This window comes from Aquipseudomonas ullengensis (assembly GCF_014174475.1).
GTDB lineage: Bacteria > Pseudomonadota > Gammaproteobacteria > Pseudomonadales > Pseudomonadaceae > Aquipseudomonas > Aquipseudomonas ullengensis.
Map to the genome: position 1 here is coordinate 588550 of NZ_JACJUD010000002.1, position 15015 is coordinate 603564.

At 58.2% G+C, this 15015-nt stretch carries 13 protein-coding genes and 1 tRNA gene; 12 read left to right on the plus strand and 2 right to left on the minus strand.

Going from position 1 to position 15015, the window contains the following annotated elements:
• From serC to H3H51_RS08165, 12 genes are all read left to right on the plus strand, one after another.
• Entirely contained in the window at window positions 1-1086 is a 1086-nt protein-coding gene (serC, locus tag H3H51_RS08110) for a 3-phosphoserine/phosphohydroxythreonine transaminase (protein WP_183088542.1), read from the plus strand.
• Window positions 1086-2183, plus strand: a complete 1098-nt coding sequence (gene pheA / locus H3H51_RS08115) for a prephenate dehydratase (protein ID WP_183088543.1) — start codon at window positions 1086-1088, stop codon at window positions 2181-2183. Before serC ends, pheA begins: the two co-directional genes overlap by 1 nt.
• Window positions 2184-2192: 9 nt before the next feature.
• Window positions 2193-3305, plus strand: a complete 1113-nt coding sequence (hisC, locus tag H3H51_RS08120) for a histidinol-phosphate transaminase (RefSeq protein ID WP_183088544.1) — start codon at window positions 2193-2195, stop codon at window positions 3303-3305.
• 4 nt (window positions 3306-3309) lie between these two features.
• Window positions 3310-5541, plus strand: coding sequence for a bifunctional prephenate dehydrogenase/3-phosphoshikimate 1-carboxyvinyltransferase (locus tag H3H51_RS08125; protein WP_220790895.1), 2232 nt, complete (start codon window positions 3310-3312; stop codon window positions 5539-5541).
• On the plus strand, window positions 5538-6221 hold the full coding sequence (cmk, locus tag H3H51_RS08130) for a (d)CMP kinase (RefSeq protein WP_183088546.1): 684 nt from the start codon (window positions 5538-5540) through the stop codon (window positions 6219-6221). The genes H3H51_RS08125 and cmk overlap by 4 nt, the downstream gene beginning before the upstream one ends.
• A 142-nt stretch (window positions 6222-6363) precedes the next feature.
• On the plus strand, window positions 6364-8049 hold the full coding sequence (gene rpsA / locus H3H51_RS08135) for a 30S ribosomal protein S1 (protein WP_183088547.1): 1686 nt from the start codon (window positions 6364-6366) through the stop codon (window positions 8047-8049).
• A 180-nt stretch (window positions 8050-8229) separates the two neighbouring features.
• Window positions 8230-8514 carry an integration host factor subunit beta gene (gene ihfB, locus H3H51_RS08140; RefSeq protein ID WP_183088548.1) on the plus strand — a complete coding sequence of 95 codons (285 nt, stop codon included), beginning with the start codon at window positions 8230-8232 and terminating at the stop codon, window positions 8512-8514.
• Between the two features lie 29 nt (window positions 8515-8543).
• Window positions 8544-8822: a lipopolysaccharide assembly protein LapA domain-containing protein gene (locus H3H51_RS08145; RefSeq protein WP_235981312.1), complete on the plus strand. Its 279-nt coding sequence runs from the start codon at window positions 8544-8546 to the stop codon at window positions 8820-8822.
• 115 nt (window positions 8823-8937) lie between these two features.
• The gene (locus tag H3H51_RS08150; RefSeq protein WP_183088549.1) at window positions 8938-9900 is read left to right on the plus strand and encodes a UDP-glucose 4-epimerase family protein; all 963 of its coding nucleotides are present in this window, start codon (window positions 8938-8940) and stop codon (window positions 9898-9900) included.
• Window positions 9901-9902: 2 nt separating this feature from the next.
• Window positions 9903-10901 carry an MraY family glycosyltransferase gene (locus H3H51_RS08155; protein WP_407926476.1) on the plus strand — a complete coding sequence of 333 codons (999 nt, stop codon included), beginning with the start codon at window positions 9903-9905 and terminating at the stop codon, window positions 10899-10901.
• A gap of 44 nt (window positions 10902-10945) precedes the next feature.
• On the plus strand, window positions 10946-12943 hold the full coding sequence (locus H3H51_RS08160) for a polysaccharide biosynthesis protein (RefSeq protein ID WP_328803636.1): 1998 nt from the start codon (window positions 10946-10948) through the stop codon (window positions 12941-12943).
• 81 nt (window positions 12944-13024) lie between these two features.
• Window positions 13025-13357: a ComEA family DNA-binding protein gene (locus H3H51_RS08165; RefSeq protein ID WP_183088550.1), complete on the plus strand. Its 333-nt coding sequence runs from the start codon at window positions 13025-13027 to the stop codon at window positions 13355-13357.
• 259 nt (window positions 13358-13616) lie between these two features.
• Here H3H51_RS08165 and H3H51_RS08170 read toward each other — a convergent pair.
• Window positions 13617-13692 (minus strand) — tRNA-Asn (locus tag H3H51_RS08170).
• A gap of 67 nt (window positions 13693-13759) precedes the next feature.
• The gene (locus H3H51_RS08175; protein WP_183088551.1) at window positions 13760-14956 is read right to left on the minus strand and encodes an amino acid aminotransferase; all 1197 of its coding nucleotides are present in this window, start codon (window positions 14954-14956) and stop codon (window positions 13760-13762) included.
• Window positions 14957-15015: the final 59 nt, after the last annotated feature.

Here is a 15015-nt window from a genome sequence, read left to right on the forward strand (position 1 = left end):
GTGAGTAAGCGAGCCCATAACTTCTGCGCCGGCCCGGCGGCGCTTCCGACTGCTGTACTGGAACGTGCCCAGGCCGAGATGCTCGACTGGAACGGCATGGGCGTCTCTGTGATGGAGATGAGCCATCGCAGCGACGAGTACGTGGCGATTGCCGAGAAGGCCGAGCAGGACCTGCGTGACCTGCTGGCCATCCCGTCGGACTACAAGGTGCTGTTCCTGCAGGGCGGCGCCAGCCAGCAGTTCGCTGAGGTCGCCCTCAACCTGCTGCCGGAAGACGGTGTCGCCGACTACATCGACACCGGTATCTGGTCGAAGAAGAGCATCGAGGAAGCCAGTCGTTACGGTCGTGTCAACGTCGCCGCCAGTGCCAAGGGCTACGACTACTTCGCCATTCCCGGGCAGAACGAGTGGCAGCTGTCGAAAGACGCCGCCTACGTGCATTACGCCAGCAACGAGACCATTGGCGGCCTGCAGTTCGACTGGATTCCGAGCGTTGGCGATACCCCGCTGGTGGTAGATATGTCCTCGGACATCCTCTCCCGCGAGATCGATGTCTCTAAGTTCGGCCTGATCTATGCCGGCGCGCAGAAGAACATCGGCCCCAGCGGCCTGGTGGTTTCCATCGTTCGCGAAGACCTGCTCGGCCGCGCCCGCAGTTCTTGCCCAACCATGCTCAACTACAAGGTCGCCGCCGATAACGGCTCCATGTACAACACCCCGGCTACCTATTCCTGGTACCTCTCGGGCCTGGTCTTCGAGTGGCTCAAGGAGCAGGGCGGCGTGGCCGCCATGGAGCAGCGCAACAAGGCGAAGAAGGACCTGCTGTACAAGGCCATCGACGCCAGCGATTTCTACAGCAACCCGATCGCCATAAATGCTCGCTCCTGGATGAACGTACCGTTCCGCCTGGCCGACGAGAAACTGGACAAGGTCTTCCTGGCTGGCGCCGACGCCCGTGGCCTGCTCAACCTTAAAGGCCATCGTTCCGTGGGCGGCATGCGTGCCTCCATCTACAACGCTACTGGCCTGGACGCTGTCGAGGCGCTGGTTGCCTACATGGCGGAGTTCGAGAAGGAGCACGGCTGATGAGTGACGCCGATCAGCTCAAGGCGCTGCGGGTGCGTATCGATAACCTCGACGAGAAAGTCCTCGAGCTGATCAGCGAGCGTGCGCGCTGCGCCCAGGAAGTGGCGCGGGTGAAGATGCTCTCGCTGCCAGAAGGCGAGAAGCCGGTGTTCTATCGCCCCGAGCGCGAAGCCTGGGTGCTCAAGCACATCATGGAGCTGAACAAGGGCCCGCTGGACAACGAGGAAGTGGCGCGGCTGTTCCGCGAAATCATGTCTTCCTGCCTGGCCCTCGAGCAGCCGCTGAAAGTTGCCTACCTCGGCCCCGAAGGCACGTTCTCCCAGGCTGCGGCGCTCAAGCACTTCGGTCATGCGGTGATCAGCCAGCCGATGGCGGCGATCGACGAAGTGTTCCGCGAAGTGGCCGCCGGTGCGGTCAACTTCGGCGTGGTGCCGGTGGAAAACTCCACCGAGGGTGCGGTCAACCACACCCTCGACAGCTTCCTCGAGCACGACATGGTCATCTGTGGCGAGGTGGAGCTGCGCATCCACCACCACCTGCTGGTCGGTGAAACCACCAAGACCGACAAGATCACTCGCATCTATTCCCACGCCCAGTCCCTGGCCCAGTGCCGCAAGTGGCTGGACGCGCACTACCCGAACGTCGAGCGCGTTGCGGTTTCCAGCAACGCTGATGCGGCCAAACGGGTGAAGAGCGAGTGGAATTCGGCGGCGATTGCCGGTGATATGGCTGCGAGCCTGTATGGCCTGTCCAAGTTGGCCGAGAAGATCGAGGACCGCCCGGACAACTCCACGCGCTTCCTCATCATCGGCAGCCAGGAAGTGCCGCCAACCGGCGACGACAAGACCTCGGTCATCGTCTCCATGCGCAACAAACCGGGTGCGTTGCACGAGCTGCTGGTGCCGTTCCACACCAATGGCATCGACCTGACCCGCATCGAGACGCGTCCGTCGCGCAGCGGCAAGTGGACCTATGTGTTCTTCATCGACTTCGTCGGTCACCACAAGGATCCGCTGATCAAGGACGTGCTGGAAAAGATCAATCAGGAAGCCGTGGCGCTCAAGGTGCTGGGTTCCTACCCGAAAGCGGTTCTCTAAGGAGCCCTCATGAGTTGCGACTTCCTCGCCCTGGCAGTGCCGGGCGTGCAGAAACTTTCGCCCTACGTACCGGGCAAACCGGTCGATGAGTTGGCCCGTGAGCTGAATCTCGACCCGGCCGGCATCGTCAAACTGGCCAGTAACGAGAATCCGCTGGGTCCGTCGCCGAAGGCGCTGGAAGCCATTCGCGCCGAGCTGGCGGAGCTGACCCGTTACCCCGACGGCAACGGCTTCGAGTTGAAGTCGAAGCTGGCGGCGCGCTGTGGCGTGAGCGTGGCGCAGGTGACCCTGGGCAACGGTTCCAACGATATTCTCGACCTGGTCGCCCGTGCCTGGCTGGCTCCGGGGCTGAACGCGGTGTTCAGCCAGTACGCCTTCGCCGTGTACCCGATTGCCACTCAGGCGGTGGGAGCGCAGGGCAGGATGGTGCCGGCCAAGGATCATGGTCACGATCTGGAAGCCATGCTGGCGGCCATCGATGGCAATACCCGCGTGGTGTTCATCGCCAACCCGAACAACCCGACCGGCACCTGGTTCGGCCCGGACGCGCTGGAGCGTTTCCTCGCTCGCGTGCCGCAGGACGTGCTGGTGGTGCTGGACGAGGCCTATATCGAGTACGCCGAGGGCGATGAGCTGCCGGATGGTCTCGATTACCTGGCGGGTTACTCCAACCTGATCGTCTCGCGCACTTTTTCCAAGGCCTATGGCCTGGCCTCGCTGCGGGTCGGCTACGCGCTGTCCTCGCCACAAGTGGCGGATGCGCTCAACCGCGTGCGTGCGCCGTTCAATGTCAACAGCCTGGCCCTAGTGGCCGCCTGTGCGGCGTTGGATGATGCCGAATACCTGGCTGCCAGCCGCCGTACCAATGATGCCGGCATGGCGCAGCTGGAGGCCGGTTTCCGTGAGCTGGGCCTGCAGTGGATTCCCAGCAAGGGCAACTTCATCGCCGTCGATTTCGCCCGCGATGCCGCGCCGATCAACCAGGCGTTGCTGAAGGAGGGCGTGATCGTGCGCCCCGTGGGCGGTTATGGCATGCCGACTTTCCTGCGCGTGTCCATCGGTACCCAGGCGGAGAACGCCCGCTTCCTCGATGTGCTGGGCCAGGTGCTTGCGCGTGGTTGATGTCATGCCCGTGCCATCTGCGCCTGCCAAGCTCGGTCGCCTGGTGGTGGTCGGTCTGGGCCTGATTGGCGGCTCCTTTGCCAAGGGTGTGCGCGAGAAAGGCCTGTTCGACGAAGTAGTGGGTGTCGATCTTGACGTGGAGTCGCGCCGCCTGGCCGTTGAGCTGGGGGTGGTTGATCGCTGTGAAACCGACCTGGCGGCCGCCTGTCAGGGCGCGGCGGTGATCCAGCTGGCGGTGCCTATCCTGGCCATGGAAAAGCTGCTGGCGCAGTTGGCCAAGCTCGATCTGGGTGAGGCGGTGCTGACCGATGTCGGCAGCGCCAAGGGCAATGTGGTGCGCGCCGCGCGCCTGGCTTTTGCTGGCAAGGTCGAGCGTTTCGTGCCGGGTCACCCGATTGCCGGCTCCGAGCAGAGTGGGGTGGAAGCTTCCAATGCCCGGCTGTTCCGTCGGCATAAAGTGATCCTCACGCCGCAGGAGTCGACCGACCCCGCTGCGCTGGCGCTGGTAGATGGTTTGTGGCGTGAGCTGGGGGCGGATGTCGAGCACATGGAAGTGGAGCACCACGACCAGGTGCTGGCTGCCACCAGTCATCTGCCGCACTTGCTGGCCTTCACCTTGGTCGACTCGCTGGCCAAACGCAGCGAGAACCTGGAGATATTCCGTTACGCCGCTGGTGGTTTCCGCGATTTCACGCGGATCGCCGGCAGTGATCCGGTGATGTGGCACGACATCTTCCTCGCCAACCGCGAGGCCGTGCTGCGTACCCTAGATGCATTTCGCGACGACCTCGACGCCCTGCGCGGCGCGGTTGACGCAGGGGACGGGCATCAGTTGCTGGGCGTGTTTACCCGCGCCCGCTTCGCCCGCGAGCATTTCAGTAAAATTCTGGCCCGCAGGGCCTATGTGGACGCCATGCATTCGAACGACCTGATCTACCTCGCCAATCCTGGTGGCTCCCTGTCCGGCCGCATCCGCGTGCCTGGCGACAAATCCATCTCGCACCGCTCGATCATGCTCGGCTCGCTAGCCGAAGGCACCACCGAAGTGGAGGGCTTCCTTGAGGGCGAAGACGCCCTGGCGACCCTGCAGGCATTCCGCGACATGGGTGTGGTCATCGAAGGCCCGCACCATGGCAAGGTGACCATCCATGGTGTTGGCCTCAATGGCCTCAAGCCGCCACCGGGCCCGCTCTACCTGGGTAACTCCGGTACCTCGATGCGCCTGCTATCCGGCCTGTTGTCCGGTCAGGCATTCGATACCGTGTTGACCGGTGATGCCTCGCTGTCCGGGCGCCCGATGAATCGTGTGGCCAAGCCGCTGCGCGCGATGGGGGCACTGATCGAGACGGCCGCCGAAGGCCGTCCGCCACTGACCATTCGTGGTGGGCGCCGCCTGGGTGGCATGACCTATGAAATGCCGATGGCCAGTGCCCAGGTCAAATCCTGCCTGCTGCTGGCAGGGCTGTATGCCGCGGGTTCGACCACGGTGATCGAGCCAGCACCGACCCGCGACCATACCGAGCGCATGCTCAATGGCTTCGGCTATCCGGTAGCAGTGGATGGCAATGCCGCAACGGTCGAAGGCGGGCACAAACTCAGCGCAACCCATATCGAAGTGCCGGCGGATATTTCCTCGGCAGCCTTCTTCCTGGTGGCGGCGAGCATTGCTGAAGGCTCCGAGCTGGTGCTTGAACACGTCGGCATCAACCCGACCCGCACCGGCGTGATCGACATTCTCAAGCTGATGGGCGGCGACATTACCCTAGAGAACCAGCGCGAAGTTGGCGGTGAGCCGGTCGCGGATATCCGCGTGCGTGCGGCCAAGCTCAAGGGCATCGACATTCCGGAAGATCTGGTTCCGCTGGCCATTGACGAATTCCCGGTGCTGTTCGTGGCTGCCGCCTGCGCTGAAGGGCGCACCGTGCTGCGTGGCGCCGAAGAACTGCGGGTCAAGGAATCCGACCGTATCCAGGTCATGGCTGACGGTCTGATCGCTCTGGGCGTCAAGGCTGAGCCAACCCCGGATGGCATTATCATCGACGGTGGTTCGATTGGTGGTGGCGAAGTTTGGAGCCACGGTGATCACCGTATTGCCATGTCCTTCAGCGTCGCGTCGTTGCGCGCCAGTGCGCCGATCCGCATTCATGACTGCGCCAACGTTGCGACATCCTTCCCCAACTTCCTTGGTCTGGCGGGTCAGGCGGGGATTCGGGTGGCCGAGGAGACGCAGGCATGAGCGCCGTCGTGATTACCATCGATGGACCGAGTGGTTCGGGCAAGGGCACCATCGCTGGTCTGCTGGCAAAGCAATTGGGCTGGAACCTGCTCGATTCCGGCGCGTTGTATCGCCTGCTGGCCTTCGCGGCGCGCAATCATGGCATCGACCTGACCAATGAAGAGGCGCTGAAAGCCCTGGCAGCTCACCTGGATGTGCAGTTCATCGCCGCCAGCGGTGGGGAAGGGCAGCGGATCATCCTCGAAGGTGAAGAAGTCACCAACGATATCCGCAACGAGCAGGTTGGCGCTGGAGCCTCCCAGGTCGCCGCGCTGCCCGCAGTGCGTGAGGCCTTGCTGCAGCGTCAGCGTGCGTTTCTTGAAGCGCCAGGCCTGGTGGCCGATGGGCGAGACATGGGGACCGTGGTATTTCCAAGTGCGCCGCTGAAAGTCTACCTGACCGCAAGTGCCGAGGAGCGTGCCCGTCGCCGCTATCTACAGTTGAAAGGCAAGGTCGATGGTGTTAGCCTGCCGAGTCTGCTAGACGAGATTCGTGAGCGCGACGAGCGTGACATGCAACGTGCAGTGGCTCCGCTGAAGCCGGCATCCGATGCCATCCAGCTGGATTCCACCGAGTTATCCATCGAGCAGGTAATGGAAAGAATTCTCAGCGAGGTCGCCAGCCGCGATCTCGCCGGGTAGTAAAAGACCGCACTCATGCGGTCGACAAGGAGGCGTGCAGGAGACCAGTCAACGTCCTGCAGGCCTCTTTTTACATAACGTACCCACATTGTCTGGAATGTGGTTTGGGCAGATTCCCTGCCCGTGATCAACAGGAATCAACATGAGCGAAAGCTTTGCAGAACTTTTTGAAGAAAGCCTAAAGACCCTGAATCTTCAGGCTGGCGCGATCATCACTGCGATCATCGTCGATATCGACTATCAAGCTGGCTGGGTAACCGTCCACGCTGGTCTGAAATCCGAAGGCCTGATCCCGCTTGAGCAGTTCTACAACGATGCTGGCGAGCTGGCTATCAACGTTGGTGATGAAGTCCACGTTGCTCTGGACGCGGTTGAAGATGGCTTTGGTGAAACCAAGCTGTCCCGCGAAAAAGCCAAACGTGCTGAGTGCTGGATCGTTCTGGAAGCAGCTTTCGCTGCCGAGGAAGTGGTTACGGGCGTTATCAACGGTAAGGTTAAAGGCGGCTTCACTGTCGACGTTAACGGCATCCGTGCGTTCCTGCCAGGTTCCTTGGTCGATGTCCGTCCGGTGCGTGATACCACTCACCTGGAAGGCAAAGAGCTCGAATTCAAAGTCATCAAGCTGGACCAGAAGCGCAACAACGTTGTCGTTTCCCGCCGCAGCGTGCTGGAAGCCGAGAACAGCGCCGAGCGCGAAGCTCTGCTGGAATCCCTGCAGGAAGGTCAGCAAGTCAAAGGTATCGTCAAGAACCTCACCGACTACGGTGCGTTCGTTGACCTGGGCGGCGTCGATGGTCTGCTGCACATCACCGACATGGCCTGGAAGCGTATCAAGCATCCATCCGAGATCGTCAATGTTGGCGACGAGATCGATGTCAAGATCCTCAAGTACGACCGCGAGCGCAACCGCGTCTCCCTGGGCCTGAAGCAGCTGGGCGAAGACCCATGGGTTGCTATCAAGGCACGTTACCCAGAAGGCACTCGCGTTACTGCACGCGTCACCAACCTGACCGACTACGGCTGCTTCGCTGAGCTGGAAGAAGGCGTTGAAGGCCTGGTGCACGTGTCCGAGATGGATTGGACCAACAAGAATATCCACCCGTCCAAAGTCGTTAACGTCGGCGACGAAGTGGAAGTTCAGGTTCTCGACATCGACGAAGAGCGTCGCCGTATCTCCCTGGGCATCAAGCAGTGCAAGTCGAACCCATGGGAAGACTTCTCTGGCCAGTTCAACAAGGGCGACAAGATCTCCGGCACCATCAAGTCGATCACCGATTTCGGTATCTTCATTGGTCTGGACGGCGGCATCGACGGCCTGGTTCACCTGTCCGACATCTCCTGGAACGAAGTGGGCGAAGAAGCCGTGCGTCGTTTCAAGAAGGGCGACGAGCTGGAAACTGTCATCCTCTCCGTTGATCCTGAGCGTGAGCGCATCTCCTTGGGCATCAAGCAGCTGGAAGACGATCCGTTCTCCAACTACGCCTCGCTCAACGAGAAGGGCACCATCGTTCGCGGCACCGTGAAAGAAGTTGACGCCAAAGGCGCTATCATCGATCTGGGCAACGATATCGAAGCCACCCTGAAAGCCTCCGAAATCAGCCGTGACCGCGTTGAAGACGCCCGTAACGTGCTTAAAGAAGGCGACGAAGTCGAAGCCAAGATCATTAGCATCGACCGCAAGTCCCGCGTAATCAGCCTGTCCATCAAGTCCAAAGACGTCGAAGACGAAAAAGACGCGATGAAAGAGCTGCGTACCAAGCAAGAAGTTGAAACCACCGGTCCGACCACCATTGGTGATCTGATCCGTGCGCAGATGAACCAGAACTAAGTTCCGGTGATTCAAAAAAGGGCGACTTCGGTCGCCCTTTTTCATTTCTGCTGTTTTGGTTATATCGATGTGAGGCTTGGTTGATCTTTCCGGCTTGACATGCGGGCTATTCAAATGAGGGTGAGCGTGCTAAAACACCCCTAGCAGTTGATCTAGCCGCTTGAAAAAGAAGGGAAAACCATGACCAAGTCGGAGTTGATCGAGCGTATTGTCGGCCATCAGGGGCTGCTTTCGTCCAAGGATGTCGAATTGGCGATCAAGACCATGCTCGAGCAAATGTCGCAGGCACTGGCGACAGGTGATCGTATCGAAATACGTGGTTTCGGTAGTTTTTCCCTGCATTACCGCGCGCCGCGGGTGGGGCGTAATCCGAAAACCGGCGAATCCGTTCGTCTGGACGGAAAATTCGTGCCTCACTTCAAGCCGGGCAAGGAATTGCGTGATCGGGTCAATGAGGATGAGTGATTTGTCTGCTTCATTCTTGAGCTGTGTTTATGCTGGCTAATCTCAAACGCCTGCTGCTCTTAGCGATTTTGCTGTTGCTAGGCATCGCAGTTCTGATTTTTGTGCTGCAGAATCGCCAGCCTGCTCATCTAGTCCTTCTTGGCTGGACGACGTCGGAGCTTCCGGTTGCGGTGCTGCTGTCTGCGTCGTTCATTCTGGGCGTGCTGTTGTCTCTGCTGGGTAGCCTCTGGCTGATTGGCCGTTTGCGTTTACGCATCTCTCGCCAGCAGCGCGAGTTGATGAATTTGCGACCTCGCGACGGTAATTAGCAGTCAATATTATATTTCTCTCTATTTGTATGGCCTGGGCGATTTCAGGCTGTGTCTTGTGGTTGGTGGGTTTCATGTCTATTCCTCTAGAGTCTCTGTTGTCAGGGGCTTTCTGATGCGTGTTTTGGTCACTGGTGCTAATGGCTTTGTGGGTAGTGCGCTGCTTCGAAAGTTGGAGGTGCAGCCTGATATGCAAGTGTTAGCCGGCGTGCGAAGCATTAAAAGCCTGCCTGCTTGGCCTGAGCACAAGCTTTTGGTGCTAGGTGATCTTGCCCTCTCAGATGTCGCCCCGCATGTGCTGCAGGGGGTCGATGTGATTGTGCACATGGCTGCTCGGGTGCATGTGATGCGGGATGAAGCTCCCGACCCTCTTGCCGCCTTTCGTCAAGCCAACGTCGAGGGCACGCTGCGCCTGGCGAAGGCCGCAGCAGCTGCGGGAGTGAAGCGATTCATCTACCTCAGTTCGATCAAGGTGAATGGCGAAGAAACTAAGCCAGGGTTCCCTTTTACGGCCTCAGACATTCCTGCGCCGCTTGATCCCTATGGCATTTCTAAATTCGAAGCAGAGCAGGCACTGCAGCAGCTGGCTCTGGACAGTGCTCTGGAGGTCGTGATTATTCGCCCCCCACTGATTTATGGGCCCGGAGTGCGGGCTAATTTCCGCAGTATGTTGCGCTGGCTCAGTATCGGGGTGCCGCTACCCTTGGGTGCCATCCATAATCGACGCAGTTTGGTCGCGCTGCCCAATCTGCTCGATTTGCTCCACGTTTGCCTGACTCATCCTGCAGCAGTCAATCAGGTGTTCTTGGTTAGTGACGGTGATGATCTTTCGACGACTGAGATGCTGCGCTGCCTGGGCTCAGCACTGGGGCGGCCGGCACGCTTGCTGCCTTTCCCTCAAGGGCTCCTGTGTCTTGTGGCTAAGGTGCTGGGCAAAGGGGATGTGGCGAACCGTCTATGCGGTTCACTTCAGGTCGATATAACCAAAACACGAGTGAAGTTGGGTTGGCAGCCACCTGTTACAAAGGATGAGGGTTTGCGCGAAACGGCTGTGGGCTTTATAGGGGGGCAGTTTTGAATATCGGCTCCTGGTTGCTGCCTTTGGTATTTTCAGTTTCCTTCCTGATGACGTGGATGCTGCGTCGCTATGCGTTGAAACGTAATGTTATGGATATTCCTAATGAGCGGAGTTCACATAATGTACCCACTCCTCGTGGTGGTGGAGTTGCGATCGTTTTCGGTTTTTTTATAGGGTTATCAGCTCTTGTTGGGTTTGATGAATTCTCAAGTAATCAGTTTTTCGCGCTGCTGGGTAGTGGTGGATTGGTCGCGATTGTAGGGTTCTGCGATGATCATGGGCATATAGCTGCACGGTGGAGGTTGTTTTTTCATTTCATTGCTGCAGGGCTGGCGGTCTTTTGTGTTGGGGAACTGCCAGATGTGCCATTGCTGGGTGCTGAATTAGGTTGGTTTCGATATCTTCTGGTTATATTTTATTTGGTCTGGTTGTTGAATCTATACAACTTCATGGACGGAATAGATGGGCTGGCAGGGGTTGAGGCAGCGACCGTCTGCATTTCTGGTGCATTGCTCTACGGGATGCTCGGGGATTGGCCCGCAGCGCTGGCTCCTGCGCTTCTCGGCGCAGCAGCAGTTGGATTCCTCGTCTGGAACTTTCCTCCTGCACGTATTTTTATGGGAGATAGCGGTAGCGGTTTTATTGGTATGGCCTTGGGGGTTCTTTCACTGCAGGCAGGCTTGGTTGCGCCGCAGTTATTCTGGGCCTGGGTTATTTTGTTGGGTGTATTCATTGTGGATGCGACTTTTACATTGTGTCGTCGCATTTTGCATGGTCATAAATTTTATGAGGCTCACCGTAGTCATGCGTACCAATTTGCGGCGCGTCACTACGGTCGGCATCTGTCTGTAACATTGGGTGTGGCAGTTATTAATCTGTGCTGGTTAACACCTATTGCTTTCTGGGTTGCGTACGGAGGGGGGGTGGTGGTGGCTATGTTGTTGGCCTATATCCCTCTACTTGTTTTGGCGTATAAGTATAGAGCGGGGCTGATGGAATGAGGCTTGTGTCTAGTGGCTGTTAACTTCAGCAGGGAGATGCTCTCGTGAATACTCTTGGTTTTCGTATATGGCTGTTAAGTTGGCCTAGAAAGTACAAGCGCTTGGTGCAGGTGTCGGCCGATATAGTTATTACTTGGGTGGCGCTCTGGCTGGCATTTCTTATTCGCTTGGGCTGGGATAAGTTGGTAAACCCTTTAGGGGATTACTTGTGGCTGTTCGTGGTGGCGCCTTTGGTTGCTATTCCAATTTATGTTAGGCAGGGCATGTACCGTGCCGTACTTCGTTATTTGGGTAATGATGCGCTTGTCACGATCTTTCGTTCGGTGACCATCTCGGCTTTGTTTCTTGCATTGATAGTTTATTGGTATCGTGCCGCACCTGCAGTTGTCCCTCGCTCTCTGGTATTCAATTACTGGTGGGTGAGTTTGCTCATGCTGGGTGGACTCAGATTATTGATGCGCCAGTATTTCATGGGCGATTGGTTTCAGGTCCGGAAGGTTATGAGCCTTTCTTCGACTGATGACGGTTTGCCGAAAGTCGCGGTTTATGGTGCAGGTACTGCTGGGAATCAATTGGTAGCGGCCTTGCGAGTAGGCAAGGCAATGCGACCTGTGGCTTTTATTGATGACGATCCCGGTATTTCATCCAGGGTCATTGCCGGGCTAAAGGTTTTTGCTCCCAAGCATATCCAGAAAATGATCAGTGAGACGGGGGCAGAAGAGATTCTGCTGGCTATCCCTTCTGCAACACGTGCGCGGCGTAAAGAGATTCTGCAGTTTCTAGAGCGCTTTCCGCTGCATATCCGGTCGGTGCCGGATATTCTCGATTTGGCCAGTGGGCGAGTAAAGGTAGAGGACATCCAAGAGGTCGAGATTGCTGATCTGTTGGGGCGAGATGCTGTTCCGCCGCAGGCGGAGTTACTGGAGCGCTGCATTCTCGGCAAGGTTGTAATGGTGACGGGGGCTGGTGGCTCTATTGGTGCTGAGCTCTGTCGACAAATCATAGGTTGCTCGCCAAAGACCCTGATTCTTCTGGATCAGAGTGAGTTCAACCTTTACAGCATTCATAGTGAGCTGGAGTCGGCTGTGCGGCGCACGTCTTTACCTGTGCGTTTGCTGCCGGTATTGGGTTCGGTGCGCAGTCAGGCGCACATGCAGGATGTGATGCGGACCTGGGGCGTTAATACGGTCTATCACGCGGCGGCGTACAAGCATGTGCCCATGGTCGAGCACAACATCGCGGAAGGCATCCTCAATAATGTGATGGGGACGCTGTATACCGCTCAGGCGGCATTGAAAGCAGGGGTTGAGCACTTTGTGCTGATCTCTACGGATAAGGCGGTGCGACCAACCAATGTCATGGGTAGCACCAAACGTCTGGCGGAAATGGTCTTGCAGGCCTTGAGTGCAGAGCTGGCGCCGGTGCTTATGGGCGATAGTGCTTTGCATCAGGTGAACAAGACGCGCTTTACCATGGTGCGCTTCGGTAATGTTCTAGGCTCTTCGGGGTCGGTTATTCCGCTTTTCCGCGAACAGATTCGCCGTGGCGGCCCTGTCACTGTCACTCACCCATCGATTACCCGCTATTTCATGACCATTCCCGAGGCGGCGCAGCTGGTTATTCAGGCGGGCTCGATGGGGCAGGGTGGCGATGTTTTCGTGCTCGATATGGGGCATCCGGTGAAGATTCTTGATCTGGCAGAGAAGATGATCCACTTGTCTGGGTTGAGTGTGCGCTCGGAGCGCAATCCTCAAGGTGATGTTGCTGTCGAGTTCACTGGATTACGTCCAGGCGAAAAGCTTTTTGAAGAGCTGCTGATCGGTGGTGAAGTCAGTCCAACCAGTCATTCGATGATCATGCGTGCCAATGAAGAGTTGTTGTCTTGGGATGCATTGAAACTGATCTTGATTGAGTTGTTGGCCGCGGTTGATGTCGGAGACTACGACAGGGTGCGTCAGTTACTGAGGGCGACCGTGAGCGGTTATACCCCGGAAGGTGAAATCGTTGACTGGATGCATGTGCAGCAGCGCACAGAATTTTAATGGCGCTTTTTGACAGGTAATGAACAGCGGCTAGGTTGAGTGTGTGGCAGGGTCGCCACATACATCGACAAGGAGCTTTACATGCTGAACGTCAAACTCTCCGCTCTGCTGTTTGCCTGCCTCACCAGCCTTTCGGTAAGTGTATTCGCCGTAGAGTCTGCCAAGACTGAAACCTCTCCTGCTGAAATTTCTCAGGCCGTTGCTGGTGCTGAAGTTGGCAAGGTAAACCTCAATACCGCCGATGTTGCCACTCTGGAGAGTGAGCTGGTAGGTATTGGCAAGGTCAAGGCGCAGGCAATTGTCGATCACCGTACGGCCAACGGTCCGTTCGCTTCAGTGGACGAGCTGCTGGAGGTGAAGGGAATCGGCGCAGCGACGCTGGAGAAGAATCGCGATAAGTTGAATATCAACTGAACTAACATCGCGAAGCATAAAGAAGCCGGTCATTGACCGGCTTTTTAGTGCCTGGAGATTTATAACTGAAATGAAAAAGCCCCAGATTTTCACCTGAGATTTTTGAATTTGGCTCCGCGACCTGGCTCGACAGCGCAGCTGAACGCGCTTTAGCGCGGCCCCCGAAGGGGAGAGCGAAGCGAATAACCTGGGACGTAGTTCCTGGTGAGAGTCAGCAAGCAATAAAAAAGCCCCAGGTTTTCACCTGGGCTTTTGAATTTGGCTCCGCGACCTGGACTCGAACCAGGGACCCAATGATTAACAGTCATTTGCTCTACCGACTGAGCTATCGCGGAACTGCGGTGCGTATCCTACTGATTAGAAAAGAGAAGTCAACACCTTGCGCTGACTTCTCAAGCCTATTCAGAGCACCTGGGCGATGGCCTTGGTGACCACGTCCAGATTGTTACGGTTGAGCGCGGCGACGCAGATGCGACCGGTGCCGACGGCGTAGATGGCGAACTCGTTCTTCAGGCGCTCTACCTGCTCGGCAGTCAGGCCGGAGTAGGAGAACATGCCGCGCTGGCGGGCGACGAAGCTGAAGTCGCGCTTGGCGCCCTGCGCCGCCAGTTGCTCGACCATGGCCAGGCGCATGTCGCGAATACGTTGACGCATCTCGCCCAGTTCCTTTTCCCAGAGTGCACGCAGCTCGGAGCTGTTGAGCACGCTGGCGACTACGGTGGCGCCGTGGGTCGGTGGGTTGGAGTAGTTGGTGCGGATCACGCGCTTGGCTTGCGAGAGCACGCGGCTGGCTTCTTCCTTCGAGGCGGTGACGATGGACAGGGCGCCGACGCGCTCGCCGTACAGCGAGAAGGATTTGGAGAAAGAGCTGGAAACGAAGAATGGCAGGCCGGACTCGGCGAACAGGCGCACAGCGAAGGCGTCCTGGTCGATACCGTCGCCGAAGCCCTGGTAGGCGATGTCGAGGAACGGTACGTGCTCACGCTCGCGCAGCACTTCCAGCACGGCTTTCCAGTCGTCCAGCGACAGGTCGACGCCAGTCGGGTTGTGGCAGCAGGCGTGCAGCACAACCACCGAGCGGGCCGGCAGGTTCTTCAGGTCTTCCAGCATGCCGGCGCGGTTCACGCCGTGGCTGGCGGCATCGTAGTAGCGGTAGTTCTGTACCGGGAAACCGGCAGATTCGAACAGGGCGCGGTGGTTTTCCCAGCTCGGGTCGCTGATAGCAACCACGGCGCCTGGTAGCAGGCGCTTGAGGAAGTCGGCGCCGGTCTTCAGGGCGCCAGTGCCGCCGACGGCCTGGGTGGTGACTACGCGGCCTTCGGCCAGCAGGGCCGAACCTTCACCGAACAGCAGTTTCTGCACGGCGCTGTCATAAGCGGCGATGCCTTCGATTGGCAGGTAACCGCGCGGTGCATGGGCCTCAATGCGGGCTTTCTCAGCCTCGGCGACGGCGCGTAGCAGCGGAATTCGACCTTCCTCGGTGAAGTAGACACCGACGCCCAGGTTGACCTTGGTGGTGCGGGGGTCGGCATTGAAGGCTTCATTCAGGCCCAGGATCGGGTCGCGCGGTGCCATTTCGACGGCAGAGAACAGACTCATTATGCGGCAGCTCGGAGAGGAAGGTGGGAAACCGGCAACGCCTAGTCAAAACTGGAACT

Coding starts and splice junctions, on each gene's coding strand:
- pheA (WP_183088543.1), top strand. CDS start 1,086: ATGAGTGACGCCGATCAGCTCAAGGCGCTGCGGGTGCGTATCGATAAC.
- hisC (WP_183088544.1), top strand. CDS start 2,193: ATGAGTTGCGACTTCCTCGCCCTGGCAGTGCCGGGCGTGCAGAAACTT.
- H3H51_RS08125 (WP_220790895.1), top strand. CDS start 3,310: ATGCCCGTGCCATCTGCGCCTGCCAAGCTCGGTCGCCTGGTGGTGGTC.
- cmk (WP_183088546.1), top strand. CDS start 5,538: ATGAGCGCCGTCGTGATTACCATCGATGGACCGAGTGGTTCGGGCAAG.
- rpsA (WP_183088547.1), top strand. CDS start 6,364: ATGAGCGAAAGCTTTGCAGAACTTTTTGAAGAAAGCCTAAAGACCCTG.
- ihfB (WP_183088548.1), top strand. CDS start 8,230: ATGACCAAGTCGGAGTTGATCGAGCGTATTGTCGGCCATCAGGGGCTG.
- H3H51_RS08145 (WP_235981312.1), top strand. CDS start 8,544: ATGCTGGCTAATCTCAAACGCCTGCTGCTCTTAGCGATTTTGCTGTTG.
- H3H51_RS08150 (WP_183088549.1), top strand. CDS start 8,938: ATGCGTGTTTTGGTCACTGGTGCTAATGGCTTTGTGGGTAGTGCGCTG.
- H3H51_RS08165 (WP_183088550.1), top strand. CDS start 13,025: ATGCTGAACGTCAAACTCTCCGCTCTGCTGTTTGCCTGCCTCACCAGC.
- H3H51_RS08175 (WP_183088551.1), bottom strand. CDS start 14,956: ATGAGTCTGTTCTCTGCCGTCGAAATGGCACCGCGCGACCCGATCCTG.